The sequence below is a fragment of the Ruegeria sp. YKSD163 genome (genome assembly GCF_059612905.1).
Genome location: NZ_JBXWRM010000013.1, coordinates 96070 through 120811, shown reverse-complemented (window position 1 = coordinate 120811; position 24742 = coordinate 96070). Strand labels below are relative to the sequence as shown.

Here is a 24742-nt window from a genome sequence, read left to right as displayed (position 1 = left end):
AACTCACCGCGGAGACCAGACCATGACCCGCCTTAACCCCCAGACCACGCCACGCCACCAGCTGCGCGCAGAGAAGGCCGCGCGGAAACGGGAGGCAGCCCTCAACGTCTTCATCGGAAAGAAGGCCGAGATCGATGCGATGTTGGTCCGGTTACAGAACCTGAGCGATGAGCACTTCAACACCCATCCGGATGAGGTGACCTGGGGCGATGTCGGCAGCCTTGAGCAATACGCCAGCCTGCTGAAGCGTATCACCGACAGCGCCTTTGGCGAGGGTGAGCTCGCCGAATAAGCCGACCATGCGAACTTACGCGGCCCGCCAATGCGGCGGGCTTGCCCCGGTAGAAGGCTGCGCAATCTCGCGCTACCCGATCAGGCCGGAGGCTCAGATGCCCAAACTCACCGACACGCAAACCATCATCCTCAGCGCGGCCGCCCAGCGCGCTGATAATCTCGCAATGCCACTGCCCAAGGGGCTGCATGGTGCCGCCGCGAAAAAGGTCATCACCATGATGATCGGACGCGGCTGGCTCGAGGAGGTCGACGCCGACATTCGCAAGGGCGAGTCGCTCTGGCGCGAGACCGGCGATGGTCACGGCACCACGCTGGTCGCCACAGAGGCAGGGCTGGAGGCTATCGGGATCAAGGTGCTGGTGGGCAGCGCCGTCGCCAGCGCGAGGAAGGCAAAACCGAAACCGGAATTGGTGCAGGCGCCCGACGACGCGGACACCTCGAAACCCTTCGCTTTCCGCTCTGGTACCAAGCAGGCGCTGATCATCGCCATGCTCCAGCGTCCGGAGGGAGCGTCCATCGCCGAGATCGTCGAGGCCACCGGATGGTTGGCCCATACTGTTCGCGGTGCTATCTCGGGCACGCTGAAGAAGAAGCTGGGCCTGCCCATCACCGCTGAGAAGGTCGAGGGCAGGGGGACGGTTTATCGGAACCCATCGTGACACAGCGTTACCCTTCCCGCGGCAGCGGCGATGATGGGTCTTGCGGATCAAGGTTAAGTTCGGGCAATTGAGGAGTGAGGCCCATGGGAGAGGTTCATATCTGATGTTCGTTGACTATCGCGACGTTATTCTTACAGCAGCAGATATCGGGGCGTTCAAGTTACGCTTCCCGAACATGGAGATGGTGGTCAACTATCCTTTGAAAGTTCGCGTATTGGAGAGGGAGGAAGTGGATTTTGGCGAGCAGGCTGCCGGGCTTTCAAAAGAAGCAAAGGGTTTATTAGCTCAGGCTGTCTTAGAATTTATCAAGACTCAAAATCTTCCCGACTGGTTGAAGGAGGCACAAGAGGCTTTCTTGGAAGGCACTTTGTCAGTCTTGAAAGAGCAGAGCGACATACTTTTTTGGCAGAACTGCGGCGGAATATCTTTGCATGATCCAAGTTTCCTTAAGGACATGCTCGGAGGTCATGGTTCTGTAGGGAACGTGATGAGCGTCGATCTTTCGGTTCTCGTGCCACCCTTCACGGATCAGGATTTGGAAGGAGTGATTAATATTAGCCCCGAATGGTTCGAGGTTCAGGTGATAAGCTTTGGAAATTGCGGGTTAGAACTTTCGAAGGTTCAGAGTGATTTGGACGCGCTGTTTTGCGACCCCAGCACTCAGTTCTGCGGAGAAGTTCGCAAAAAAGAATTCGAAGTTGAAAAAAAGAAGTTTTACCGCCTTTGCATCTATCAGTTGGAGTCTGCGTCTAATTTCCTTAAGCGGCTAATCGACGATTTGAACGCTCAGCAGACTATGACGATAGATGTTGCTCGGAACATGTTGGTAAGAGCATTGGCCGGAACAGAGTCTCGAGCCGCATTAGATATGCTGGGTGCTTTCGGGCTTGGTGACCTTCCTGCGCCGCCCTTCCAAGACAGAACACGGGTTCGACAGCTCATAGCTGCTTCGGAAATCACGGGCAGACAACTGGAAGATGCCCATCTAGAGATGAATGAAGCATCAAGTCGAAGCCGGAGCTTGTTATCTAAACTTGGGGCCTTGGGGCGAGAGCAGGTCCAAAGGAAGGAGGATATCAGTAAGAAATGGCTCTCGAGCGATTACTTCAAGCTTTGTCAGGCGATTGGATTGCGTTGGCCTTGATAGGTGTCCATGATCTAAACTCGCGCAACGCCTTTCGACCCGTCGTCATTTCCCACCGGCGCACCGCGACGTCGCAATAGACCGGGTACAGTTCCTCAGCGTGGAAGCGCCGTCCGGTGCGTTCGTGCCGCGAGCCGCTTGGCCTTGAGGTTGGCGAAACTCTCACCGGTCGCCGCCAGCACGGCCTCTTGGCCTGTGAAGGTCTGCCAACGTTCGACGGCGACATCCACGTAGGCCAGGTTCAACTCGATCCCAAAGCAGACCCGCCCGGTCGTTTCGGCCGCGATCAGCGTGGTGCCCGATCCCATGAACGGTTCAAACACGGCCTGACCCGGGCTGGAATTGTTCAGGATCGGGCGGCGCATGCACTCGACCGGCTTTTGGGTGCCGTGGACGGTGGCCGCATCCTGATCCTTGCCGTATATGTGCCAGAGGGTGGTCTGTTTGCGGTCGCCCGCCCAGTGGCCCTTGCCGGTCTTCTTGACCGCATACCAGCAGGGTTCATGCTGCCAGTGGTAATCGCCGCGGCTCAGCACCAGCCGGTCCTTGGCCCAGATGATCTGCGAGCGAACGGCAAAACCTGCCGCCGCCAGGCTTTCGGCCACGGTCGCTGCGTGCAGGGCACCATGCCAGACATAGGCGACGTCGCCGGGGAACAGCGCCCAAGCCTCGCGCCAGTCGGCTCGGTCATCATTCAGCACCTTGCCGGTGCGTTTCGTTTTGGCCGCTCCCGCCTCGTTGCGCCAAGACGGGTCATACTCCACGCCGTAGGGTGGATCAGTCACCATCAGCAGCGGACGAACATCGCCCAGAAGCCGATCAACCACATTGGCAGACGTGCTGTCGCCGCAAATCAGCCGGTGCGATCCCAACTGCCAGAGGTCGCCCGCCACCGAAACCGGCGTGACCGGCGGTTCGGGAATATCATCTTCGCCCTCGACCGCCTCGCCTTCGACCTGATCCGGATCGCGCAGCAGGGCGTCCAGATCCTCATCGGTGATCCCGAGCAGCGACAGGTCGAAATCCTCAGCCAGCAACCCGGCGATTTCATCGCGCAGCACGGCTTCGTCCCATTCGCCCAACTCGGTTAGTTTGTTGTCGGCGATGCGGTAGGCCCGTCGCTCGGCCTCCCTGCGGCCCAGCAAAAAAAAGCTGGTATGTTCAAACTGAAATCACTCTAAATCAGCATAACGCATTGATCAACAACAATATTTTTAACACTTTCTTAACTCATCACCTTCGCTGGGGGGGCGTCGGCGCTCGTCTGGAGGCCCTGTTTCTAGGTACCAAAGTTCGGGGTGGCGCTAAGGGAGGCGGTCATCATCTGGATGTTTGAAGAATACATAGCAGCTCACGTCCAAGGTGGGCGCAGCGGGTGAAAATCGTGTGGAAAGGAGGTCAGCGACGAACAAAGGCTCGCACGCTTTGTGCTATCGGTAGAGAGGGCGGATTCCGGACATTCTCTGCGAGAGCGAAGAGCCCGAGGCGAAGCGGTGGAAGCAGACGTTCAGATCAGGCTGCCTAGCCCAAATCTGAACCCGTCGTTCGCCGCGCCGGTGCCGAACTGGAAAGATGCGGACACTGCGGCCGGTCGACCTCCTTTGATGAAGGGCCGGTGTTCACGGTTCGCGAACGTGCCGCACATCGACTGAGTGGGCGGTTGATGGTTTGCTGCAGGAGCGAACAAAACCATGTGCTTGGCTCGAAACCGGCCCTTCCAGCAGGCAGTAACCGACTGAAAGGCTCGAGTGATGGCAAGGAGCCCAAGGCGGCCGTCTCTCATTCCTGCAGCATCCTACACGATCGGCGGAAACCGGTCGCTCGCTGGGGATCGCCTGAATGACTGAGATGGGCCGAGAGCGGAAACCGCGCGTATGTAATCCTAACGGGAAGACTCCATGAATTGAGTGCAATGCCTTAGTGCAACCATTCTGGAAGGAAAGGCATCTTTCAGATATGGTTGCGCCAGCATTTTCGGTGGCCCATGCAATCAATCCTACTCGTCGACGATCATTTGGAGGCAAAGCGCCGTATGCACGGCGTGTTGACCGATGTGTTCTCTGGCGCAAAGATCACAGAGGCGTCGACACTCAGGTCGGCTAGATCCGAGATTGAAAGAAACGTATTCGAGTTGGCGATACTCGATCTTTCATTGCCTGACGGGAGCGGGGAGGTTCTTCTTGAGCCTCTGCGTGCCAAGAATCCGGACTGCTTCGTCGTCATCTGGTCCATGCATGACCAGACCTCGCGCCTGATCGAGGTTCTGGCTGCCGGGGCAAATGGCTATCTTCTGAAGGATCAGAGCCTCGATACTCTGCGTGCTGCACTGGAGCGTCTTCCTTTCGGGGAACCGCCACTTTCGGCGCAAGTGACCCGGCGCGTGATCGAATATATCCAGGGGTCGAAGGCGGCGACTGTCGCGCGAAACCAGCATGCGGCGGGACCGCAAGCGCGGTCCGGTGTACTTCTCGATGCGTTGACCGAGAGGGAAAAGGAAATACTCCGTTTGCTGGCAAAGGGATTCAATCGCCCCGACATTGCGGGCATCCTGAACATATCGAAAAGCACGGTCGCAACACATGCGGCCAATATCTATGGCAAACTCAACATCTCTTCCCGGCTCGAGGCAGCAGATTGCGCTCGTGAGCTTGGATTGTTGTGACCCCGCCAAAAAATTCAGCTCATCAGAGGAAATGTCAGTTCGACAACGAAAAGCGCTTCGGGGGCGACATTTCTGGACATGGTCACATGTGCCCCGATCTCGTCGGCACGCGCCTCGATATTTGGCATTCCGCGCCCGCCCGAGGGAAGCCCCTCCCTATCATTGCCGACATGGTTTTCGATGCGAAAACCGAACGCCCCATCGCCATCGATCGTGCATGAGCATTGCACCGGCCTTGCAGGATCACCATACTTGATCACGTTCGAAACCAGCTCTTCGACGATGTTCTTGAGGTTCACAAAAGACCTGCTGTCCACGAGCCTTGAATTGTAGTAACTCGCTTTGCAGGACGACCGGAACCCATTTGATGTCAGTCGCGCTTCCTGCTCGGACCATATCAGCCCGAAGCCCGTCTCCAGATCCAGTTCGTCCTCGTCCTCAAGCACCATGATGGATTCCTTCAAGGCGTCGATGGCGGAGGACGCGGCCTTCCTCGTCTGGCTTTCTTCCGGCGCAGCGAAAAGCAGGTTTAGCAGCTTGGCTCCAAGGTTGTCATGCAGGTCGCGGGCGACACGTTTGCGATCTTCCAGCCGTCGTGCATCCTGTTTTCGACGCTGATCGTACATCCGGCTGGCCATCCGGAAAAGAAGGCTGACAACCTTCTGGTCCATCGGCGTGAACAGACGCCCCCCGCGGTTGCGCCCTCGCAGGATGAGCGAACCTTCACGGGTAATTGCCGGAAATCGCAATGCAAGCCCGCGATCTTCGATCGTCGCGGCTCGAGGTGCGAAGGCATCGTCGACTTCCGCACTTTCCACGTCGAACAGCGATTGGGCAAATCGCAGGAACCGCCCGTCCATTTCCTCAGGATCTTCCATCGCGCCGACAACATCCACGAACTTTACCGCGGCCTCTTCGCTTTGCACCGCATTGCGCCGCAGCAGGTAGTCGAGGAACAGGCTTTTCAAGGGAAAGAGGAGCCAGCTCGTCACAGCAGCGGCGATCACGATCGCCTGGGTATCGTTCAGGCCGAACAGAACGATCAGCGCGATGTCTGTCATTGCGAAAGCCGCGACAAGCGAAAGCCATAGCATCGTGCCGAACCATGCAGTCTGGATCGAGAACAGCCGGTAGCGCAGCGTGCCAAGAACGAATCCTACCCAGGTGAGCGCGAGAAGAAGAGCGCCACTTCCGACTGGGATAAGCGGCGGGCTGTCGAACGTGTGAGGAATCAGCACTAAAAAGAAATACGGGAGCCCGCCGCCAAGCAGGGAAATTCCGAACCAGGCGGCGCTTGCCCGATAGACTGGATCTTTGCGCGACCTGATGATCTGGATCATCAAGAGGGTCAGGCCCAGGAGATCCGCCGCGAACATCGGAAAGATGTAGGGGTTCATTGGGAAATCGATTAAGGCGAGGTGGTGGCTGACAAAGACAAACCCGGCCGCCAGCATGCTAGCCGCCGCGAAAGGGAAGCGGCCTAATCGGCGCGGCGTGTGCCAGATCAACGCGACCACCGCGTAGGTGTAGAAAAGCCCGCCGCCTGCGCCCAGAAAATACAGCAGATCAAAAAGAAGCGGTGGCGTGGACAATTCGATGCCAGCCTTGAGAGCGTGATGGAGAAAGACGCCCGACAGGCATATTCCGGCGAAGCCCGCGAGAAAGACATTTATGGCGGGTGGCGCAAAAGCGATGATCCCGACGGCCACAGCAAGCGTCGCAAGGCTCAGCGCGCCAATCAGGAAATAGCGCAACGGAAGATTGCCGAAAGATTGCGAGCGGTTCGCAGGCATGAAGACCCGTTCACCATCATCGCGGACGAGCCAGAGATCTTCTCTCTGGAAGTTCCACAGCCGCGCCTTGTCATCGAGAGCACTTTGCCACCGCGCGTATGAATCCACCTGTGCCCGATACTTAATCAGGACGTTGGGATTTATGTCGAAGCGGGCATTGTCCCGGTCTCGGATCAACGCAACAAATCTGTCGCCCGGTGCGATGCCTGCCGCTTCTGCAAGGCCACCACGGGAAATTTCAGAGACCCGGATTTCAGAAGGGTTGTCGGTTGTCTCGAAGCGCAGGCCCCAGCTCGGAATGCGAAAAAGCTCGACAGTGCCAAGCGTTATGAACAGTGCCCAGAGCCCGAAAGCCAGAAGAAACGAGAAAAGCGGGAAATGCCCCCCAAGCCGGTGCGTAGCCGCGCGATGTTTGTTGCTGGCGAGATGCACCAAAGGTTCATGGGGCGCGGACATCAGACCGCGCTGCGATCTCTGGCACGGCCGGAGAAAGTCTGCTGAAAACCACACAAAACAGGAAAGCTCCTCAATCAACCAGTGACCCCCCTTGAGCCTATCAGAGAGACGCCAATCAGAGAATGGCCTCACAGGACTAGTCCACCTGACCGATTCCAATCGAGATCGCGGCACCCCTATGCTTTTCAGAGTGCTGGAAGGATTTGAGATGATCGATTTGAACTGGCAAGCACGGCAGATATTTATTGCACACCGCGGCAGCCGTACATTGGCGCAAACCCGTCGAAGACGGCGCTCGCACCGGGCGCAACAATCTCATCCTCAGACCGTTGGGGCCTTGGTACACACCGTCGGCGGAAGGTCTGAAACTGCCGGACCGGAAGTGGCGTCCGTCAGGCCTCGCAATGAAGAGGTCCGGTGCCAGGCGGTTCACTCGGTGCCAGGCAGATGATTATCGCGGAGCACCGTTTATCGGAGAGACATATTGCATTCTCACTCCTGGTCCTGGCACCGGTTCTCTGGGGCGGCAACTTCGTCGTCGGGCGCTTCATCAGCCCTGATATCCCGCCCTTCTGGCTGAATTTCCTGCGCTGGATTGTTGCTGCCATTGTCGTTCTTCCGCTTGGTGTCAAAAGTCTTGTCGTGGAGCGACAGGCGATCAGACGGGAATTCTGGAAACTATTCCTGCTTTCGATGCTTGGCATCGTCGCGTTCAACACCTTGCTCTACGCGGCACTCAAGACAGTCAGCGTGACCGAGATGGTCATCGGATTTGCTCTATCACCTCTCATTATCGTTGCAATCGTTTCTCTGCTCGACCGCAGACGGCCTTCCAGACGGATCATGTTTGCCATTGCCGTGTCGCTCATGGGGGTTTTCATCGCGAAATGCCAGACACTGGGTTGTATTTCGATCGCCGGCAAGTCCAGTGCGCTCTTGTTGGTGCTGTGCGCGACGATCGTCTGGAGCGCTTATTGTACTACCCTCTCTAGGTTGCCCCCTGCGCTTTCGCCGAAGGCAGCCTTCCTGTGTCAAATCCTCATCGGCCTTGCCGTTCAGGCCGGCGTGGCCATTCTCTTTGCGCCGCCCATAGCCCTGACGGACATCGATCAGAATGGCTGGGCGTCAATCCTCTATCTCGGCATTTGCGCGTCAGCGATTGCATTTCTTTCCTGGCAAGTCGGCCTGCGCGTTATTGGCCCTCGGAAAAGCAGCGTGTACCTGAATTTCGTCCCCTTGTCCGGCCTGGTGCTGGCCGGTGTTTTCCTGAATGAACAGCTAACTCTGATGCAGCTTGCCGGAATTGCCCTGATTTTTCTGAGCGTCGTGACGGTATCTGTTTCGAATGGGGAAGCCGACTAGCCGCGACCTCCAGCCGCCAGCAGTTTATTTGATGCTGCATAATGCATGAATGGCCGTTTCCTTGACGCCGCAAGACAGCACCTGCTCACGCCGTCAATGGCCGGTTTGGGCCGAAACCGTCTTGACGCCGGTCAGGGGTGCGGTGCCCTCTGTTGCATCGCCGCATGACGGCTTCGAGCCCAGAGCGCCCGCACTCGTTAAGCCCATTTGGTTTGACAACGCCCCTATGACCAGTAAGGCTCGACGAACTGAGACCCGCCATTCTGCAAAACCCAAACTTGGCATCCTGAGAGTATTTTGGGAGAAACAGAAACAACATGTCACGCCGTTTCGCGTTCATTCAAGCAGCCGATCTGGTGGATTACTCATTAATGATGGCGAAAGACGAAAGCGCTGCAATCGCCCTAGTCCATGAATTGCGTGACAAACTCTTCGAGCCAATTGTCGCAAAGTATGAGGGTGAAGTTCTAAAACGGATGGGTGACGGCTGGATTGTGGCCTATCCAAATGCCGCGTCGACCGTTCTTGCGGCTCTGGAAGTGCAGAGCGGCCTTGCGGAACACCCCAACACTCGACTGCGCATGGGCATCCATATGGGTGATATCGTAAAGGATGAAACCGACTTGTACGGAACAGGCATAAACATTGCTTGTCGTCTGCAGACCGAGGCACCGCCTGGGGGCGTTCTGATTTCCGCCGAGGTCTACAATCAGCTATCAGAAAAACAATGCGCGGGTTTCTCGGATGCGGGCAGTTTCAAGCTAAAGAATATCCCTCGCCCGATTCAGTGCTTCCAGTGGCGGCCAGATAAATTAACCGTCAGCAGCCGCTCCAACGAGGTACCTACTATAGGAGTTGAACGGCTTGCAGCCGCACCACCTGACGAAGAAACCAAGGCTGCCGCTGAGGATTTGCAAGAGCAGATTGTCTACGGATTGTCCCGGCGTACGGGGGTCAAGGTGCGCGACATGTCCGTTAGCACGACAGGAAGAACAACTTACAACCTTCGCGGCAGGTTCCGTCGGTCGGGTAACCGGGCAAGGGTCAATCTCTCGATGGTGCTTCTTGACGACGCCACAACGGTTTGGGCAGATGTTTTTGAGGATGAAGCTACTGATCTTTTTGCATTCACTGATGAAGTGGCTGGGCAAGTTGACGCAAAGTTGCGGTTGTTCGTCAACTCACTAGACAACAACCGTATTGGCGAAATCCCCGACGAAAATCTAAGCGTTTCAGAACTGCGCACCCGTGCGGCAGGCCTCTTTTATGAATGCACGATACCGGATCTTGAACGGTGCGTATCTGTGTTGGACCGCGCCAGACGCCTGAGCCCTAGGGACGGTATGAGCCAATGTATGTGGGCCATTGGAGTGCTCCAGCAATACAAAGTGCGGTTCGAAGCTGTTGAAGGCGAAACTTTTGACGAGCTTGCGCGTGCGCTTGATCTTGCCGTCGAGTTATTGCCGCAAAGCGACTTCGCGTTCTTTGCAAGATGCATGTTTCGAAGCCTGACCGAGCGTGACCCCACTAAAGTGATGTCAGACGCGAAGGCGTGTTACAATCTCAGTCCGAATTATCCGCAAGCGCATATAGGGCTGGGTTACGCATATACTCTGTCTCAAGAGTATCAGAAAGCAGCCGCCGCAATACGTAAGGGTACCGAACTTCGAAATGACCCGTTCTGGACGTACCGCCGACTACAAATGGCTGTAGCTGAGTATTGTGGTGCGGATTACGAAGAAGCAGTATCCACTCTGCGCGAGATGATTGACCTCAAGCCAAGCGTTCGGGGCTTTCGTAAGCTGCTTATCCTATCGCTTTGGCAACTCGGACACCACGATGAAGCTCGAAAAGAAGAAGCTTTGGCGGCTCACCTAGAAGACGGTGAGAACTTTTTCGTCCAAGAACCGATACTGCCTGACACTCATTTGTGGTTAAGAGAAGTGTTGGCCCCTGGTTCTGGTGATGTTCTGCGGTTTGTTGAATGACAGCTTGGTCCGCAGAGTGTGAGTTCGATCCCATCCAGACTTTGCGGTTGCAGCGAAAGTCGGCAATGCGGGCTGCAGTCGCAGCATCGAGATGAGGTGGCCAACGGCAGCACTGGGCCGTCCTTGACGCTCTTTGGCGCTATGCGAAGGTGGATGCTGCGCAGTCTCCGAGGTCCGCAAGGAGCTCATGTTACCACCGTACTGCAATGCAGCGAACGACGGCTTGTTTGCCGTCAGAAAAGGCTATTGTCCCGCCACCAAACCCAACCACGTCGCACACCACACACATTGCGCCTGTTGCACTGGCGGATGCAGAAAGTAGTCTGTTACGGAATTTGTTAGGGAGTTTGAGAATTGAGTCGCAAACTGGCCGCTGTATTGGCCGCAGACATCGTTGGCTACACCAAACTTGTCAGCGAGGATGCGGCGTCTACCCTGAGCGCCTTGCGTGGCTTTCGTGCCAATTCCATTCATCCTTTCGCTGATCAGCATCGGGGCGAGATTGTTAAAAGCATGGGTGATGGATGGTTGATCACCTTCGCCAGCGTTCAGGATGCGGTGAGTTGCGCAATCCAACTGCAGGATACGATTGAGGGGCATCCACTCATCAAACTGCGCATTGGCATCCATGTCGGGGATGTCACGCGGGAGGACGAGGATGTCTTTGGTGATGGCGTCAACGTCGCCGCGCGGTTAGAAGCGCTTGCACCTGCAGGCGGTGTGACGCTATCGGACGCGGCGTTTGTGATGCTGGACGGCACAATGAAGCCTGGTTTCGCGGATCAGGGCGAGCAAGCGCTCAAAAACATCGAACGTCCCGTCCGCGTTTGGTTGCGCGCGCCGTTTGGTGCTGCGCTGAACACGACCCAGTCGGCGAAACCCTTAGGATTTCCTCGCCTGATCGTACGGCCTATTACAGCGACAGATGATCGTGCTGATGTGCAAGACCTCGCCAAGGGTCTGACGGCAGATATTGGCCTTTATCTCGCCTCGATCCAGTGGCTGGAAACAGGCAATGGATACACTCTATCCCATACGCTTCGCGCGCGCGGCGATCGCTTGCGGCTGGAGGCGCGCCTGACCGATCCAAACGGCACTGCAATGTGGTCGGGCAAATATGATGGTGATCTGGCCGACAGTTTTGATTGGCAGGACGAGGTGGGCGAGGCCATTGCAGCGCAGGTTTACGGACAGATACTTGAGGGCGAAAGGGCCAAGTCAATCCGCATTCCCTTCGACAATATGACTGGCGAACAACTGCTGTTTCGCGGGTTGATGGAGTTTCGGTCACTGGCCGAAGATGACATTCGGACAGCGTTGCGGTTCGGTGCCGAGGCGATCAAGCGCGCGCCGTTATTGACACAAGCCTATGCGGCGTCGCTCTCATTCCTACTTATGGCACAGTTACGCCGGTTCACCTGGATCAAATCCTATGAGGCGCAGTCGGCGCGCTGGGTGAAGGCGGCGCGCCCATTGGCCCCCGAAAATCCGGTTTTGGACTTGGGCATTGGAGTTGTCGATTATCTGCAGGGCGGGGCTGCCGCCGACCTCCGCATTAAAGTGGAAACAGCGGTGTCGCGCGCACCGAACAACGTTGAAGTTCTCATTTTCGGTGGTTGGGGCTACATCTTTATCGGAGAAGGGGAGCAGGCGCTGGATTGCTTCGCGCGCTATCGCAGATTGGGCCGTCTATGCCCCTATTGGCTGCAAGGTCTGGCTGGTGCCGCGAATGCGAGCGTGCAGGTCGGTCGACATGAGGACGCAATTCGGTTTGCAAAACTGGGTTTGGAGAGGTCGAACGATTATCTATCGCTGTACATGTCCCTGGCTTCCGGGGCCGGGCATCTGAGGCGCTCAGCCGATGCTGCTGACGCGGTGTCGGTTATACTACGATTGCTGCCGGATTTCACGTTGACCAATTACACCAAGACATCTCCTTACGCGCGCACGAAAGCAGGGCAAGTATATCTGCAAGGGCTGAAGTTGGCCGGGCTGCCCGAGTAAAGCACTGCGTGTCATTGTTTTCACCTTGAGTCTGCATAGCAGATGTTTGTCTGAATTATGTCGGCGTTTCCTTCGCCCCGCGATCTGTGAGTTCGCTACGGTTCGATATTTGCAGTTGCAGCGAATGTCCCCTCTGACGGGCCGCACCGCAGCATCAACGATGATCGGCGGAGGTCGGCTCTGGGCCGAACCGTCTTGACGCCGGTCACGGGGGCGGTGCCCTCTGTTGCATCGCCGCATGACGGCTTCGAGCCCACTTTGACCGATGCTGCGGTCTGCGCGAACTGGTGGATTGCCGACTTTGGCGACGTTCTCCGCGCCTGCAGCATCAGGCGCAGCGGTCAGCTTGCGCGGCACTAGACGAACGAAAACCAGAATTCCGTCGAGGAAACCGTAAAGTTCATGTCAGCGGAGGAAGTGACCTTCGGCATATCAACCTTAAAGAACGCGAGTAAGCCTGTGAAACCCATCGGCGTTGTCACAGAAAAAGATCAAGAGCGGCCCTCTGCGAGCGCCGCTATCCCCGCAGCGATGGAATGCTATATACAGTTTCATACTCAGTTTTCTTTTCTTGGAGGCTCCGATGCTGGCGCGGGACACTGGTTGGACCCAAATTCGCATACAGAGAATCGAGGACCTCAAGGACGGCGTTCGCGGCGCCGGTCTGACCGCTGTGCAGATGACGGCGCAACCGGTAACCGGTAGCTTACTGTTTCGGGAGAGGGACGGCATCCTATTTAGCAGCGGTCGGGTTGACGGTCATGTTGCGCTCACCGGCCCATTGAGCAATGACAAGGTAACGCTCGGGGTCGGCCTGCGGCTGACGCCGGGATCGCGTCATTGGCTGCGTAAGGTTAGTTCAAGAACAACCGGCGTTTTCTGTGCTGGCGACGTTCACGACGCCCTTTATCATCCTGGATCGCTCTATGTTGGCGTGACACTTTCTCTTGAAAAGCTCGAGGAGGAGGCGGGGAAGGACGGCATGGTCCTTGACCGACGGCAACTCGGGGGCACCCGCCTCGATGCCGTCTTGCCGGACACGAGATACCTATCTCGAATTGTCCGCGTGCTTGATCTCGCCCATTCAGAACACGGAAATGCGCACAATGTAGACGCGCAACTCTTCAGGCTTCTGTTCCGGCATTTGGCGCGTGAGCCGAAGCCTGTCGATCCTTCCTGGCGCGAGCGAAAGTATGCGCGGATCGTCGGGCTCGCCCGCGAATATATCCACGCACACATCGACGGCCCGATTGCAGTTGACGACGTCGTCTCGGCGGCGCGAACCTCACGCAGGACGCTATACCGGGCGTTCACCTCAGTCCTCGGGCAACCGCCGCACGTCTACGTCCATGTAATCCGCCTCCACCGTGTCCGCGAGGGCCTAGTGGACCCTGCTAACCGACGAAGCACGATTGCAAACCTTGCCAATCCCTATGGGATTGATCATTTAAGCAGGTTCTCGGGAGCGTATCGGGAGCATTTCGGGGAGATGCCTTCGCAAACGCGATCCCGATGCAGGACCAACCCAACGGCAACACGCTAAACCCAGTTTCGCTACGGCGCATGACGTGATTGGCACGATCCGGATAACGATAGGTCACCCGAAGCGCTAAGATCACGGCGTCTGCCAGCCGTAGCATAGCCGGCGGCCGGTTTTTGTGCCCAATACACGCTCCGGTTTTTTGCGCGACGAACTCGCCGCCCCTTTTTGTGGAGAAGTTCCCATGCCATTTCCAGCCAGAAATATCAGTCTTCTTTCGGGCGTCGTGACCCTGACGGCCCACGCTTCCTTTGCTGATGGAAAGCCTGTTGACTTGCTGACTGCCGTCCCGGCGGAGTCAGAGAAGATCTTCATCGAGACGATCGAGCGAGCCGGCGGCATCAACACCTTCGCCCACGCCCGTGAACCGGCCACGGTCGAAACCCAGACCATCGTTCGGTCTCAATCTGACATGCTATATTCGCAAGGCGTGTTCGATGTGTCCAAGGGTATGACCGTAACGGTGCCGGACTGCACCATCGGCTATCAGTCGGTGCTCCTGTTTGACGCCAACCATGGCCAGCTCGGCGTGGTATACTGTGGCGAAAGCCGGGAGCTGACCGCCGATCAGGTCAGCACGGAGGACAAGCATATCTATGCCATGATGCGTACAAGCACCGATAAGGGCTTGGAGGCAGCGAACGCGGCACAGGACGCGGTGGTGATGGAACCGAAGGCGGCGAACGACTACGCTGGCCCTGGTTACGACCAGGCGCAGCTGGAAGAAGCCAAGCGGATCCTGGCCGGGGGTATCGTGCTGGTGAAGAACCAGACTGCATATGCTGATGAACTGATTCCCGGCACCGTGCTGATGAAAGACGGCAGTGATCTGGAGAAGTACAACTACATCTTCACCTCGCTGCTCGGGTGGGGGCTGATGCCGCTCGAGGACGCCTATTACACCAACGCAGTGATCAAAGCGGCCGACTGCACCGAGGTCACCTTTGACGAACCGCCGGTCGACTATGAGAACCTCGGCTACTGGAGTCTGACCGCCTATAACATGGAAGGCTATCTCGGTACCGACAATGCGGCCCTGAGTGCGTACAAGGCGGAAGCCAACGATGACGGCAGCTTCTCGGTCTTCGTGGGCAATACAGAGGACTGCAAGACAAAGCCCAACCACATCGACATGCCAGAAGGCGGCGCGGCCCTGACGCTGCGCATGTATCGTCCGACCAGTCTTGAAGCCGCGAAGGAATTCGAGACAAAGTTCGTGGCCGACAACGCCGGAAAGTAGCGGTTCCGGAACTTGATGCGGTTTGTGCCGGTCTCTTGCGTCATGGGCGCAGGTGTAAGACGGGTGGTGGCAGGGGCATCAGATGGAGTGGCAAGGTTACCGATCCGGGCGCCGTAACAGAAGGCTCGCTCCGGGCTATTCGCCAGCATTCAACGTACCAACCATGAATGGCTCATCTCGGTTCAGCAGATTATGCCGTACCCGCAAAGCCAAGAGTTCGCCTCAATGTCGGGATTGCGCAAGTAGCGCTAGTTTGCCGCTCTGGGCCGAACGACTGGACTGTCCCGCATTGCCGTCATTGTCGCACACTGAAATGCTGTAAAATGCACGAACGGCTGGTTTGGTGAAGCTGCGGTGCGACGGCAGGCGAGCTGATGGATGTCGGCTCTGGGCCGCCCGCGTAGGCGACCCAACTGCACTAGATTTCAATGGCTTCAGCGATGGCCAAGGCATCCTCGAGTTCGACGCCGAGGTATCTGACCGTACTGTCCATCTTCGTGTGGCCCAGAAGGAGCTGAACCGCGCGAAGGTTTCCGGTCTTCTTGTAGATCTGAGTGACCTTGGTTCTACGCATCGAATGTGTGCCATAGGCGCTTGCCTCTAGACCAATCGACGTGACCCAGTCGCGGACGATTCGAGCATACTGACGGGTCGAGATGTGCAGCCGCTCATGGAAGCGGCCCGGCCAAAGGTACTCGGAGCCGATCATGACCTCGTCTTCCATCCACTTCTCGACCGAGGCGCGTGTCCCTTCGGATATCTCAAATCGCACAGGTTTCTGTGTTTTGCTCTGTAGGACCGACGCCCGTTCCTTGATCTGACCGGACGCCATGACATCAACGACTTTCATCTTCACCAGATCGCAACCGCGGAGCTTGCTGTCGATCGCCATATTGAACAGTGCCAGATCGCGATGGTTCTCGGCGAGTTCGAGCCTAACCCGGATCGCCCAGACGTGTTTCGGCTTCAGGGGGCGCTTTTGACCAACAATACGTCCTTTGTTCCAGGCGGGGCGAAGCACACGAATGGCAGGTAAGTTTGCTGTTTCCATGACTGATCCTCCGATCCGCCATGCCCTCCCACAACGACAACCCGACGTTGACCGAGGCAACATATCACAGGATGCTGCGCCGCATTCGAGGTCTGGAACGAGCCCACCTTGACGTTTTCTGCGTCGCGCATTGACGTCGGCATTGCGCATGAAACGGACTTCGCCGTAGGGGCACCTGACCAAACAGGGTGATTGGGAAAGCCACAGATACTCAAGCTACTGGCAAATTCAGTCTTTGAAAGCAACGCGATCACTGGCTAGCAATTGCCCAACCCAGTCAGGAGAACGCATGCCGCTCTTCACCTTGTCGTCCTGTGCTTGCTCGGCTGCGTGTATACGCTCCAGATGGGCGATCACGTCGTCAAGTGTTTCGAACGGGACCACGACCACGCCATCCCTGTCCGCCACGATCATGTCACCGGTTTCGACTTCCTGCGCGCCGATCTGGATAGGAAAGCCCACGGAGCCCGGCCCCGAGATATGCGGTGACGCCGGCGATACTCCGGTACACCAGACGGGCAGCCCGACATTGATGATCCCGTCGTAGTCGCGGAGAGGACCATCCGTTACAAAGCCGGCGGCGCCGCAATTTTTCAGCATGCCAACCAGGCCGTCGCCGCCCGCAGCGCAGCCGGAGTGAGCTGCAAAAGACGAGACGACAACATCGCAGGGCCGGGTGAATTCCAGCGCGGCGAAAACCGCGAGCACATCGGCGGCACCGCAATCCGCCGTCAAAGCCGGGCCTGCCGCCATGCACGAGACATCACGCCCGCCGCCAATGGGCTGAATGTTGTTTTACAGAGCGCCAGAACCGTACATGGCGTCCACCACGAACCCAGTCGGCACGCCCTGAAATGCCGCGATCTGTTCGTCCGTTGGTCGGCGTAGTTCCTTTTTCACTGTCAAAACCGGCGGCGCTTCGATCATCCTTGGGTCTCCTCCATCCTTCAGGTGATGGCGGACGCTAGCCAGCCCGGCTTCCCTTGTCCATCAGGGGAATGAGCTCAGGATTTCGCGCGGTTGGCATGAGAGGGCACGAGTTGGAAATCCTTGACTTCTTTTGACAAGACCATCCCGGAAATCGCGCGGTCGAAAGCGGCATAGTGATCGGATGCCAAATGCGAGCGAAACGCTGCTTCATCGGAGTAGAGTTCGTACAGGAATATCCTGGATGGATCTCCGCTAACCCAGCGCGCGGGCTCCCGAGCAGACGCTGTAACGATGGAAAAGGCTAAGGTTGGCAAGGTCCGCAATCAACGAGTTGTAAAACCTTTAGATTTTGCGACTGCAGCGAAAGTCGGAAATGCGGGCTGCAACCGCAGTATCGAGCTTTGCTGCTGAAGGTCGGCTCTGGGCCGAAATTGTCAAATTAGGCACCGCAATTCGGTTCTGGAACGGCGGTTGCGCCCTCCCGCAACCAACGATTTCTGCGAAAGCAGGCTGTCCAAAGCCTCGGCCTCCGAAAGGAAGTCGGGGTTTTGCTTTCCGGCTGCAAAGCGCAGGATCGTCCCCAGGTCGCCCCGAAGGACGATGGAGAGTTCGCCGTTCTCGGGCACGAGGCTGATTTCATCCACAAGTGATCTAAGCACGTCGACGGCGGCGCCACGATCTTCCTCGGATTGAAGGTTCTCGCAGAGCTTCGCGATCCGATCCTGATACATCCGTGCCATGTTCGGGTGCAGCAATGGCGGCGGCTCATCGGCATTGTCCAGAAGCTCGGTCAACTCCGCCTTCCTCGCTTCCAGCTTCTCGGCCTTGTCTTTGAGCTTAGCAGGCGGGAAAGCCGCACGGACGTGTGAATTTTGTACAGGTATTGTACGAGATTTCGGTCGTTCTCGGAAAATTCGGCGCGAAAGCTCACGGGACTTTCTGCAAGATCCTACACAAAGTCCTGAAAATAATCTATATTTTTCAGGCGTTTTTGGTGACCCCGACAGGATTCGAACCTGTAACCTGCCCCTTAGGAGGGGGCTGCTCTATCCAATTGAGCCACGGGGCCGCCGCCCCCTCTCTACCGAGGTTTGACAGGCTTGTCATCGGTCTATCGGTAGCAGTTGAACCTTGCCCGCTGTTCGCGCTAGCATCATCGCAAAACCCATTGAAGCAGGTGCCCCCTTGACAGCAGATACCAAACGCCCGCTCACCCTTCGCGATGTCTCCGAAGCTTCGGGGGTATCGGAAATGACCGTCAGCCGGGTATTGCGCAACCGCGGGGATGTGTCAGACGCGACCCGCGCCCGGGTTCTCGCGGCGGCCAAGGAGTTGGGCTATGTCCCCAACAAGATAGCTGGCGCACTGGCCTCAAACCGGGTCAACCTCGTGGCGGTGATCATCCCCTCCCTGTCGAACATGGTGTTCCCCGAGGTGCTGACCGGCATCAACCAGGTACTTGAGGATACCGAATTGCAGCCGGTGGTCGGGGTCACCGATTACCTGCCCGAAAAAGAGGAAAAGGTGCTGTACGAGATGCTCTCGTGGCGCCCCTCGGGCGTGATCATCGCAGGGCTGGAGCATTCCGAGGCGGCACGCGCCATGCTGGATGCCGCCGGGATCCCGGTGGTCGAAATCATGGATAGCGACGGCAAGCCGGTGGATGCGATGGTGGGCATTTCGCACCGCCGCGCCGGGCGCGAGATGGCACAGGCGATCCTGAAGGCAGGCTATCGCCGGATCGGCTTCATGGGCACCAAGATGCCGCTCGACTATCGCGCCCGCAAACGATTTGAAGGGTTTACCGAGGTGCTGGGCAAGAACGGGGTCGAGATCGAGGATCGCGAATTCTACTCCGGCGGCTCGGCGCTGGCCAAGGGGCGCGAGATGACGCAAGCCATGCTGGAACGTTCGCCGGACCTCGATTTCCTCTATTACTCCAATGACATGATCGCGGCGGGCGGTCTGCTCTATCTGCTCGAACAGGGGATCGACATTCCCGGCCAGATCGGCCTGGCGGGGTTCAACAATGTGGAGCTTCTTCAGGGCTTGCCGCGCAAACTGGCCACGATGGATGCCTGCCGGCTGGAGATTGGGCGCAAGGCCGCCGAGATCATCGCCAAGCGGCTGGAGGATCCTGAGGCCGAGATCGAAACCCGGATCACGCTGGAGCCCAAGATCAGCTATGGCGACACGCTGAAACGGCGCTGAGGCGTGGCGCTGCAACGGCTCGACAACCGCGCGGCGCGGGCGCTGTTCCTAGATCGGCACGGGCTGGCGGAACAGCCCAGCGGTCCGGCGCGCGGGGCAGATCTGCTCGATCTGATCACCCGGCTCGGCTTTGTGCAACTCGACAGCATCAACACCGTGGCGCGGGCGCATGACCTGATCCTGTTCTCGCGCCGCCCCGCCTATCGCCCGCCCGATCTGAAACGGCTATACGAGCGGGACCGGGCGCTGTTCGAACATTGGACCCATGACGCCGCTGTCATCCCGATGGCGTTCTACCCGCAATGGCACATGCGGTTTGAGCGCGATGCAGAGATGCTGCGTAATAGGTGGAAGAACTGGCGCCGCGACGGGTTCGAAGGCAAGTTCGCCGCCGTGCTTGACCATATCCGCGAGCATGGGCCGGTCAGTTCGTCTGATGTCGGCAAGGACGAGGAAAAGAAATCGGGCGGTTGGTGGGACTGGCATCCCTCCAAGACTGCGCTGGAATATCTGTGGCGCTCGGGCGCGCTGACGGTGATCGGGCGCGAGGGATTTCAGAAACGCTATGACCTGACCGAGCGCGTGATCGAAGGCCATTTGCGCCCCGGTGCGCTGGATCATGATCCCAAGACAACGGTGGATTGGCTCTGCAACGCCGCCCTTGATCGGCTGGGCTTTGCCACCACCGGCGAACTGGCGGCCTTCTGGGACAGCGCCAGCCCGGCCGAGGCCCGCGACTGGGCCGCAGCGGCCGAGGCGCGGGGCGAGGTTGAAGCCATCGAGATCACCTGTGCCGATGGCAGCCTGCGCAAGGTACTCGCCCGGCCCGATGCATTGGACAAAGCCACCGCCGTACCACCTGCGCCGGGCCGTATCCGCGTGCTCAGCCCGTTTGACCCGGCGCTGCGCGACCGCAAACGGGCCGAGCGGCTCTTTGGCTTTCACTACCGGATTGAGGTGTTCGTGCCCGAACCGAAACGGGTCTATGGCTACTATGTCTTCCCGTTGCTCGAAGGTGACCGGCTGATCGGGCGCATCGACATGAAGGCGCATCGTGAGTGTGGAGAGCTTAGGGTGCGCGCGCTCTGGCCCGAACGCGGGCTGCGCTGGTCACCCGCTCGCACCCGGCGGCTGGAGGCCGAATTGGACCGCATCCGCCGCCTGGCCGGGGTCGAGCAGGTCATCTTTGCCAAGGACTGGCTGCGCGACCCTCTCTGACCAATACCTCGCCGCTGCTTCTTTCTGGTCAGAAATACTCCCGCCGGAGGCGTCCGACAGCGCGGCGTACAGGAAAGGTCAGAGGAGAACTCAGGCAGGTTTCCAGCGCGCCGACAAGGAGCGTGCGGTCTGCGTCAGCAGCATGACATCCAGACCCACTGCCAGGAACTGGGCGCCCATCTCCAGATAGGCCTGGGTCGCCTCCTCATTGGTGCCCAGAATCCCCGGTGCCCTGCCTGCGGCGCGGATCCGCGTCATTGCGTCGGCGATGACCGCCCGCACCTCGGGGGCGGCGCTGTTCCCCTGGAACCCCATATCGGTTGACAGATCGGCGGGGCCGATGAACACGCCATCCACACCCTCGACCGTCAGGATCTCGTCCAGTGCCGCCATCCCGGCGCGGTTCTCGACCTGTACCAGCAGGCAGATCTCCTGATCGGCGGTCTGGATATACTCGCTGACGCCGCCGAACCGGGTGGCGCGGGCAGCGGTGGCCCCGACCCCGCGCACACCGGTCGGTGGATAGCGGCAGGCGCGCACCAGCTGGCGGGCCTGATCGGCGCTTTCGACGATCGGAACCAACACCGTCTGTGCGCCCGCATCCAGTACTTGCTTGATGATCCAGTCCTCACCCACCGGCACCCGAACCACCGGGTGTGAGGCGCTGGCCGCCAAAGCGGTCAGCTGATCCCGGATCGAGCGGATGTCATTGGGCGCATGCTCACCATCCACCACCAGCCAGTCAAACCCGCATGTCCCCATGATTTCGGCCACGCTGGGTTCGGCAAAGCTCATCCAGCAACCGATCTGGCGCTTGCCTTCGGCAAGGGCCTGTTTGAACGGGTTCTTTGGCGCGGGCATGGCGGATCTCCTATCGTCGGGTTTTCGGTGGAGAGCCTGCGTCAGCGCGCAGGCCCTGTCCAGCACTCAGGGCAGCGCGCGGGCGATTTCGGTGATCACGTCAAAGGCCATCATCACATCGGCCTCGGTCGTTTCGAACTGTCCGGCCTGGAACCGGATCACAAGCGCGCCATCGACACGCGTCTGGGTCAGATAGATGCGCCCGTCATCGTTGATCGCGTTGACCAGCCGCTGGTTCAATTCGTCCGGATCGACCCCGTCCCGCAAATAGCGAAAGGTCCAGAGCGACCACATTGGCGGCGTTACGATTTCGAAATCCGGCTCGGCGGCAAGCCGGTCATGCAATGCGCCCGACCAGGCGATATGGTTGCGAAGCCTCTGGCGCAGCCCCTCCATCCCATAGCTGCGCATCAGGAACCACAGTTTCAGCGCCCGGAACCGGCGGCCCAGCGGCACCGACCATTCCGAATAGTTGATGATGCCGTCGCGCCCGTGGGTCTTGAGATACTCGGGCTGGATCGCCAGCGTGCGCACCAGATCGTCGGGGTTTTTCAGGAAATGCGCCGAACAATCAAACTGTACGCCCAGCCATTTATGCGGGTTGAACACGATACTGTCCGCGCGCGTGATGCCGGGCCAATAATGCCGGAATTCGGGGCAGATCATCGCCGACCCGGCCCAGGCCGCGTCCACATGGGTATAGAGACCGTATCTCTCGGCCACGTCCAGACAGCGATCTACGGGATCGGTGGCGCCCGTGCCGGTGCCGCCGACACACAGGATCAGTCCAGCGGGGTGCAGCCCCGCCGCCAAGTCGGCCTTGATCGCGGCCTCCAGCGCGTCGGGGTCCATGCCGCGCCAGTCGCCCTTGATCGGCACCCGCACCAGATTGTCCTGCCCGATCCCGGCCACCCAGATGGCACGATCGACCGAGGTGTGAACCTCGGACGAGCAATAGACCCGCAATGGCTTCTGACCGAACAGGCCCTGCTGGTTCCCCTGCCAGTCGAGCGCCTTTTCCCTCAGTGTCAACACCGCCGCCAGCGTCGCCGACGAGGCGCTGTCCTGGATCACACCGGCAAATCCCTCAGGCAGATCCAGCGCTTGCCGCAGCCAGTCCATCATCCGCGTTTCCATCTCGGTTGCGGCGGGCGAGGTCTGCCACAACATACATTGCGGCGCGATGGCCGAGGCCAGGAATTCGGCGAGCACCGAGGGGGCGGACGCGTTCGAGTTGAAATAGGCGAAAAAGCGCGGATGCTGCCAATGGGTGATACCGGGCATCACGATATCCTCGAAATCGCGAAAGATGTCCTCCATCGCTTCGGGCGTCTCGGGTGGTGTGGCGGGCAGGGCGCTCAGCACCGCGCCCGGTTCGGTCCGGGCGCGCACGGGGCGGTCGCCCACGGTCAGGTGATAATCCTGCGTCCAGTCGGCAACCCGGCGGCCCCAATCGGCGAATTCTTCCCATTTCATCTGTCGTATCCTCGTCTGCCGTCAGGGGGCGATGATCGGTTGCGCCTTGAGAGCGCTCGGTACCGGCTCAGTGCCTTCGAAGGTTGACCCTTCCTCGAACCAGCTTTTCGGGGCGGGTGCCCCCCACAGGGTCTGACGCTGCGGGTCGGTCAGCGACCAGCGGATCGGTTCCAGATCCGGATCGACGGTCTGATAGTCCGAGCAATAGATCTCGATCCGGTGCCCGTCGGGGTCGCGGACATACAGAAAGAAGGCGTTCGAGATCCCGTGCCGCCCCGGCCCGCGCTCGATATTGGCGACATATCCGGTGGTGCTCATCAGATCGAGCAGATCGATGATGTTGAGAGGGGTCGGTACCCAGAAGGCGGTGTGATGCAGGCGCGGACCCAGTCCGTTGGTAAAGGCCACGTCATGCACGCCGCCCTTGCGATGCATCCAGGCGGCCCAGAGACGGTCGCTTTCGTCATCTTCTGTGTACTCGGTGACGCGAAACCCCATCTCGCCGTAAAAGGCCACGCTGGCATCCACATCCGCCGAGAACATGTTGAAATGGTCGATCCTGAGCGGCTTTACCCCGTTATAGAGCCGGTATTTCTGGTGGATCGGCGGCAGCCGGTCCATCCGCACATAGAATTCCAGCGGAATTCCCCAGGGGTCGCGGGTGCGCAAAGTGCGGCCCATATGCGGGCGCTCGACCCAGGCGGTGGGCAAAGATTTTTCGGTGAAAAATCTTTCGGCTCGCTCCAGATCGGGTTCGTCATAAAGCTTGAAGCCCAGCACGCCAACATCCGCCGTATCGGCCTGAACCAGAACGATGCAGTGATGCCCGCGTTCTTCCATCGCGCGCAGATAGAGCCGCCCCTCTTCCTCTTGGGTGACCTGAAGGCCCAGGATGTCGACGTAGAACGCTCGGCTGGCCGCCAGGTCCCGCACCCGGTATTCCACATGGCTGAGCCGCACGATGTTGAAGGGCGGGTAGAGATTTGGCGCGGGGACGGGCATTTCTTTCTCCTGATTGTCGGCAAGGGTGGCGACTGGCTTTTTATTAACATGTGAAATTAATCTGGATTTGTCAAACCTGCCTCTCTTGTGGGCGCGGGCAATCCTTCGTTGCGGGAAGGAACGATTTCGGCGAAATTAGCCTATGAGTTCCGATTTGCCCAAAACATCCAGATCCTTACCCATCGCCCTGTTGCGTGCACGTGAACGGGTTATGCGCCCGGTACGGGCCATTCTGATGGACGTGGGTATCACCGAACAGCAATGGCGTGTCCTTCGTGTCCTCGAAGAAGAGGGGCCACAGGATCCGACCCGAATCGCCGACGGTGCCTGTCTGCTGCTGCCCAGCCTGACTCGGATTCTGCAGAAGCTGGAAGAAAAGCAACTGATCTCGCGGCAGCCCGATCCGGATGACGGGCGCAAGCAGGTCGTCAGTATTACGCAGGCCGGTACCCAGATCATTCGCGACAATCTCGGCGCCAGCCAAGCCGTGTTCGAAGCCATCCAGGCGCATATGGGGGCAGACAGATACGAGATGCTGCTCGATCTGTTGAACGAACTGCATCTCGACAAAACCGATTGATTGCAAAGTCATAGACCCAAGAGGGTCCCTGCCGGAGAGGAGGGGGTTCTCTCCGGCAGGGTGGCCAGGCCAGGTGTAGCTGCGCCGCCTGACCCTTCCAGCAGCCCCAGACGTGTTTGGTTACCGTCCGTAGCGCTGGTCACCGGAACGCGCGCGAGTTGGTAGGGGCAACTCATTGCAATGCTGTGCGAGACTAGGGGGTTCAGCCCGACAGCGACGCGTTCCGAAGGCTTGAAGCCTATAAGTAAATTTCTCTTCGTTCCCAGAAAGT

The 24742-nt window shown here is 58.7% G+C and carries 22 protein-coding genes and 1 tRNA gene; 12 read left to right on the top strand and 11 right to left on the bottom strand.

Annotated elements, in window-relative coordinates:
- Nucleotides 1-22 precede the first annotated feature (22 nt).
- The 3 genes from AC2FNA_RS17145 (at nt 23) to AC2FNA_RS17135 (ending at nt 2097) form a co-directional block, all read left to right on the top strand.
- Nucleotides 23-292, top strand: coding sequence for a hypothetical protein (locus tag AC2FNA_RS17145; RefSeq protein WP_496828592.1), 270 nt, complete (start codon nt 23-25; stop codon nt 290-292).
- Between the two features lie 97 nt (nt 293-389).
- Nucleotides 390-953: a DUF3489 domain-containing protein gene (locus AC2FNA_RS17140; RefSeq protein WP_496828590.1), complete on the top strand. Its 564-nt coding sequence runs from the start codon at nt 390-392 to the stop codon at nt 951-953.
- Between the two features lie 103 nt (nt 954-1056).
- Nucleotides 1057-2097 (top strand): hypothetical protein, encoded by a 1041-nt coding sequence (locus AC2FNA_RS17135; protein WP_496828588.1) that lies wholly within the window; start codon nt 1057-1059, stop codon nt 2095-2097.
- Between the two features lie 95 nt (nt 2098-2192).
- On the opposite strand, the gene AC2FNA_RS17130 is transcribed toward AC2FNA_RS17135, so the two are convergent.
- Complete coding sequence (locus AC2FNA_RS17130) at nt 2193-3242, bottom strand: DNA-methyltransferase (RefSeq protein ID WP_496828586.1); 1050 nt, start codon at nt 3240-3242, stop codon at nt 2193-2195.
- Nucleotides 3243-4081: 839 nt separating this feature from the next.
- On the opposite strand from AC2FNA_RS17130, the gene AC2FNA_RS17125 reads away from it, so the two are divergent.
- Nucleotides 4082-4759 (top strand): response regulator, encoded by a 678-nt coding sequence (locus AC2FNA_RS17125; protein WP_496828584.1) that lies wholly within the window; start codon nt 4082-4084, stop codon nt 4757-4759.
- Nucleotides 4760-4773: 14 nt separating this feature from the next.
- On the opposite strand, the gene AC2FNA_RS17120 is transcribed toward AC2FNA_RS17125, so the two are convergent.
- A complete protein-coding gene (locus AC2FNA_RS17120) occupies nt 4774-7008 on the bottom strand; it encodes a sensor histidine kinase (RefSeq protein ID WP_496828583.1) in 2235 nt (744 codons plus the stop codon).
- Nucleotides 7009-7455: 447 nt separating this feature from the next.
- Here AC2FNA_RS17120 and AC2FNA_RS17115 point away from each other — a divergent pair, with 447 nt between their 5' ends.
- The 5 genes from AC2FNA_RS17115 (at nt 7456) to AC2FNA_RS17095 (ending at nt 15142) form a co-directional block, all read left to right on the top strand.
- Nucleotides 7456-8370: a DMT family transporter gene (locus tag AC2FNA_RS17115; RefSeq protein ID WP_496828581.1), complete on the top strand. Its 915-nt coding sequence runs from the start codon at nt 7456-7458 to the stop codon at nt 8368-8370.
- Nucleotides 8371-8687: 317 nt separating this feature from the next.
- Nucleotides 8688-10358, top strand: a complete 1671-nt coding sequence (locus AC2FNA_RS17110; protein ID WP_496828579.1) for an adenylate/guanylate cyclase domain-containing protein — start codon at nt 8688-8690, stop codon at nt 10356-10358.
- 354 nt (nt 10359-10712) lie between these two features.
- Complete coding sequence (locus AC2FNA_RS17105) at nt 10713-12362, top strand: adenylate/guanylate cyclase domain-containing protein (RefSeq protein ID WP_496828577.1); 1650 nt, start codon at nt 10713-10715, stop codon at nt 12360-12362.
- Between the two features lie 583 nt (nt 12363-12945).
- Nucleotides 12946-13905, top strand: a complete 960-nt coding sequence (locus AC2FNA_RS17100) for a helix-turn-helix domain-containing protein (protein WP_496828575.1) — start codon at nt 12946-12948, stop codon at nt 13903-13905.
- 181 nt (nt 13906-14086) lie between these two features.
- Nucleotides 14087-15142, top strand: coding sequence for a DUF1254 domain-containing protein (locus tag AC2FNA_RS17095; protein WP_496828573.1), 1056 nt, complete (start codon nt 14087-14089; stop codon nt 15140-15142).
- A gap of 418 nt (nt 15143-15560) precedes the next feature.
- Here AC2FNA_RS17095 and AC2FNA_RS17090 read toward each other — a convergent pair whose 3' ends face one another.
- The 6 genes from AC2FNA_RS17090 to AC2FNA_RS17065 form a co-directional block, all read right to left on the bottom strand.
- Entirely contained in the window at nt 15561-16193 is a 633-nt protein-coding gene (locus tag AC2FNA_RS17090) for a tyrosine-type recombinase/integrase (protein ID WP_496828571.1), read from the bottom strand.
- Between the two features lie 228 nt (nt 16194-16421).
- Nucleotides 16422-16946: an RraA family protein gene (locus AC2FNA_RS17085; protein WP_496828569.1), complete on the bottom strand. Its 525-nt coding sequence runs from the start codon at nt 16944-16946 to the stop codon at nt 16422-16424.
- Between the two features lie 42 nt (nt 16947-16988).
- The gene (locus AC2FNA_RS17080) at nt 16989-17120 is read right to left on the bottom strand and encodes a hypothetical protein (RefSeq protein WP_496828567.1); all 132 of its coding nucleotides are present in this window, start codon (nt 17118-17120) and stop codon (nt 16989-16991) included.
- Nucleotides 17121-17197: 77 nt separating this feature from the next.
- Nucleotides 17198-17437, bottom strand: coding sequence for a putative quinol monooxygenase (locus tag AC2FNA_RS17075; RefSeq protein ID WP_496828653.1), 240 nt, complete (start codon nt 17435-17437; stop codon nt 17198-17200).
- 120 nt (nt 17438-17557) lie between these two features.
- Entirely contained in the window at nt 17558-17917 is a 360-nt protein-coding gene (locus tag AC2FNA_RS17070; protein ID WP_496828565.1) for a hypothetical protein, read from the bottom strand.
- A 198-nt stretch (nt 17918-18115) separates the two neighbouring features.
- Nucleotides 18116-18192 (bottom strand) — tRNA-Arg (locus AC2FNA_RS17065).
- A 116-nt stretch (nt 18193-18308) separates the two neighbouring features.
- Between AC2FNA_RS17065 and AC2FNA_RS17060 the strand changes: the two genes are divergently transcribed.
- Nucleotides 18309-19334 (top strand): LacI family DNA-binding transcriptional regulator, encoded by a 1026-nt coding sequence (locus AC2FNA_RS17060; protein WP_011049362.1) that lies wholly within the window; start codon nt 18309-18311, stop codon nt 19332-19334.
- 3 nt (nt 19335-19337) lie between these two features.
- The gene (locus AC2FNA_RS17055; protein ID WP_496828563.1) at nt 19338-20552 is read left to right on the top strand and encodes a winged helix-turn-helix domain-containing protein; all 1215 of its coding nucleotides are present in this window, start codon (nt 19338-19340) and stop codon (nt 20550-20552) included.
- A gap of 90 nt (nt 20553-20642) precedes the next feature.
- Here AC2FNA_RS17055 and AC2FNA_RS17050 read toward each other — a convergent pair whose 3' ends face one another.
- From AC2FNA_RS17050 to hpaD, 3 genes are all read right to left on the bottom strand, one after another.
- A complete protein-coding gene (locus AC2FNA_RS17050) occupies nt 20643-21413 on the bottom strand; it encodes an HpcH/HpaI aldolase family protein (RefSeq protein WP_496828561.1) in 771 nt (256 codons plus the stop codon).
- 66 nt (nt 21414-21479) lie between these two features.
- Nucleotides 21480-22889 (bottom strand): pyridoxal phosphate-dependent decarboxylase family protein, encoded by a 1410-nt coding sequence (locus tag AC2FNA_RS17045; protein ID WP_496828559.1) that lies wholly within the window; start codon nt 22887-22889, stop codon nt 21480-21482.
- A gap of 21 nt (nt 22890-22910) precedes the next feature.
- Nucleotides 22911-23891, bottom strand: a complete 981-nt coding sequence (hpaD, locus tag AC2FNA_RS17040; RefSeq protein WP_496828557.1) for a 3,4-dihydroxyphenylacetate 2,3-dioxygenase — start codon at nt 23889-23891, stop codon at nt 22911-22913.
- Between the two features lie 142 nt (nt 23892-24033).
- Here hpaD and hpaR point away from each other — a divergent pair, with 142 nt between their 5' ends.
- Entirely contained in the window at nt 24034-24471 is a 438-nt protein-coding gene (gene hpaR, locus AC2FNA_RS17035; protein ID WP_496828555.1) for a homoprotocatechuate degradation operon regulator HpaR, read from the top strand.
- Nucleotides 24472-24742: the final 271 nt, after the last annotated feature.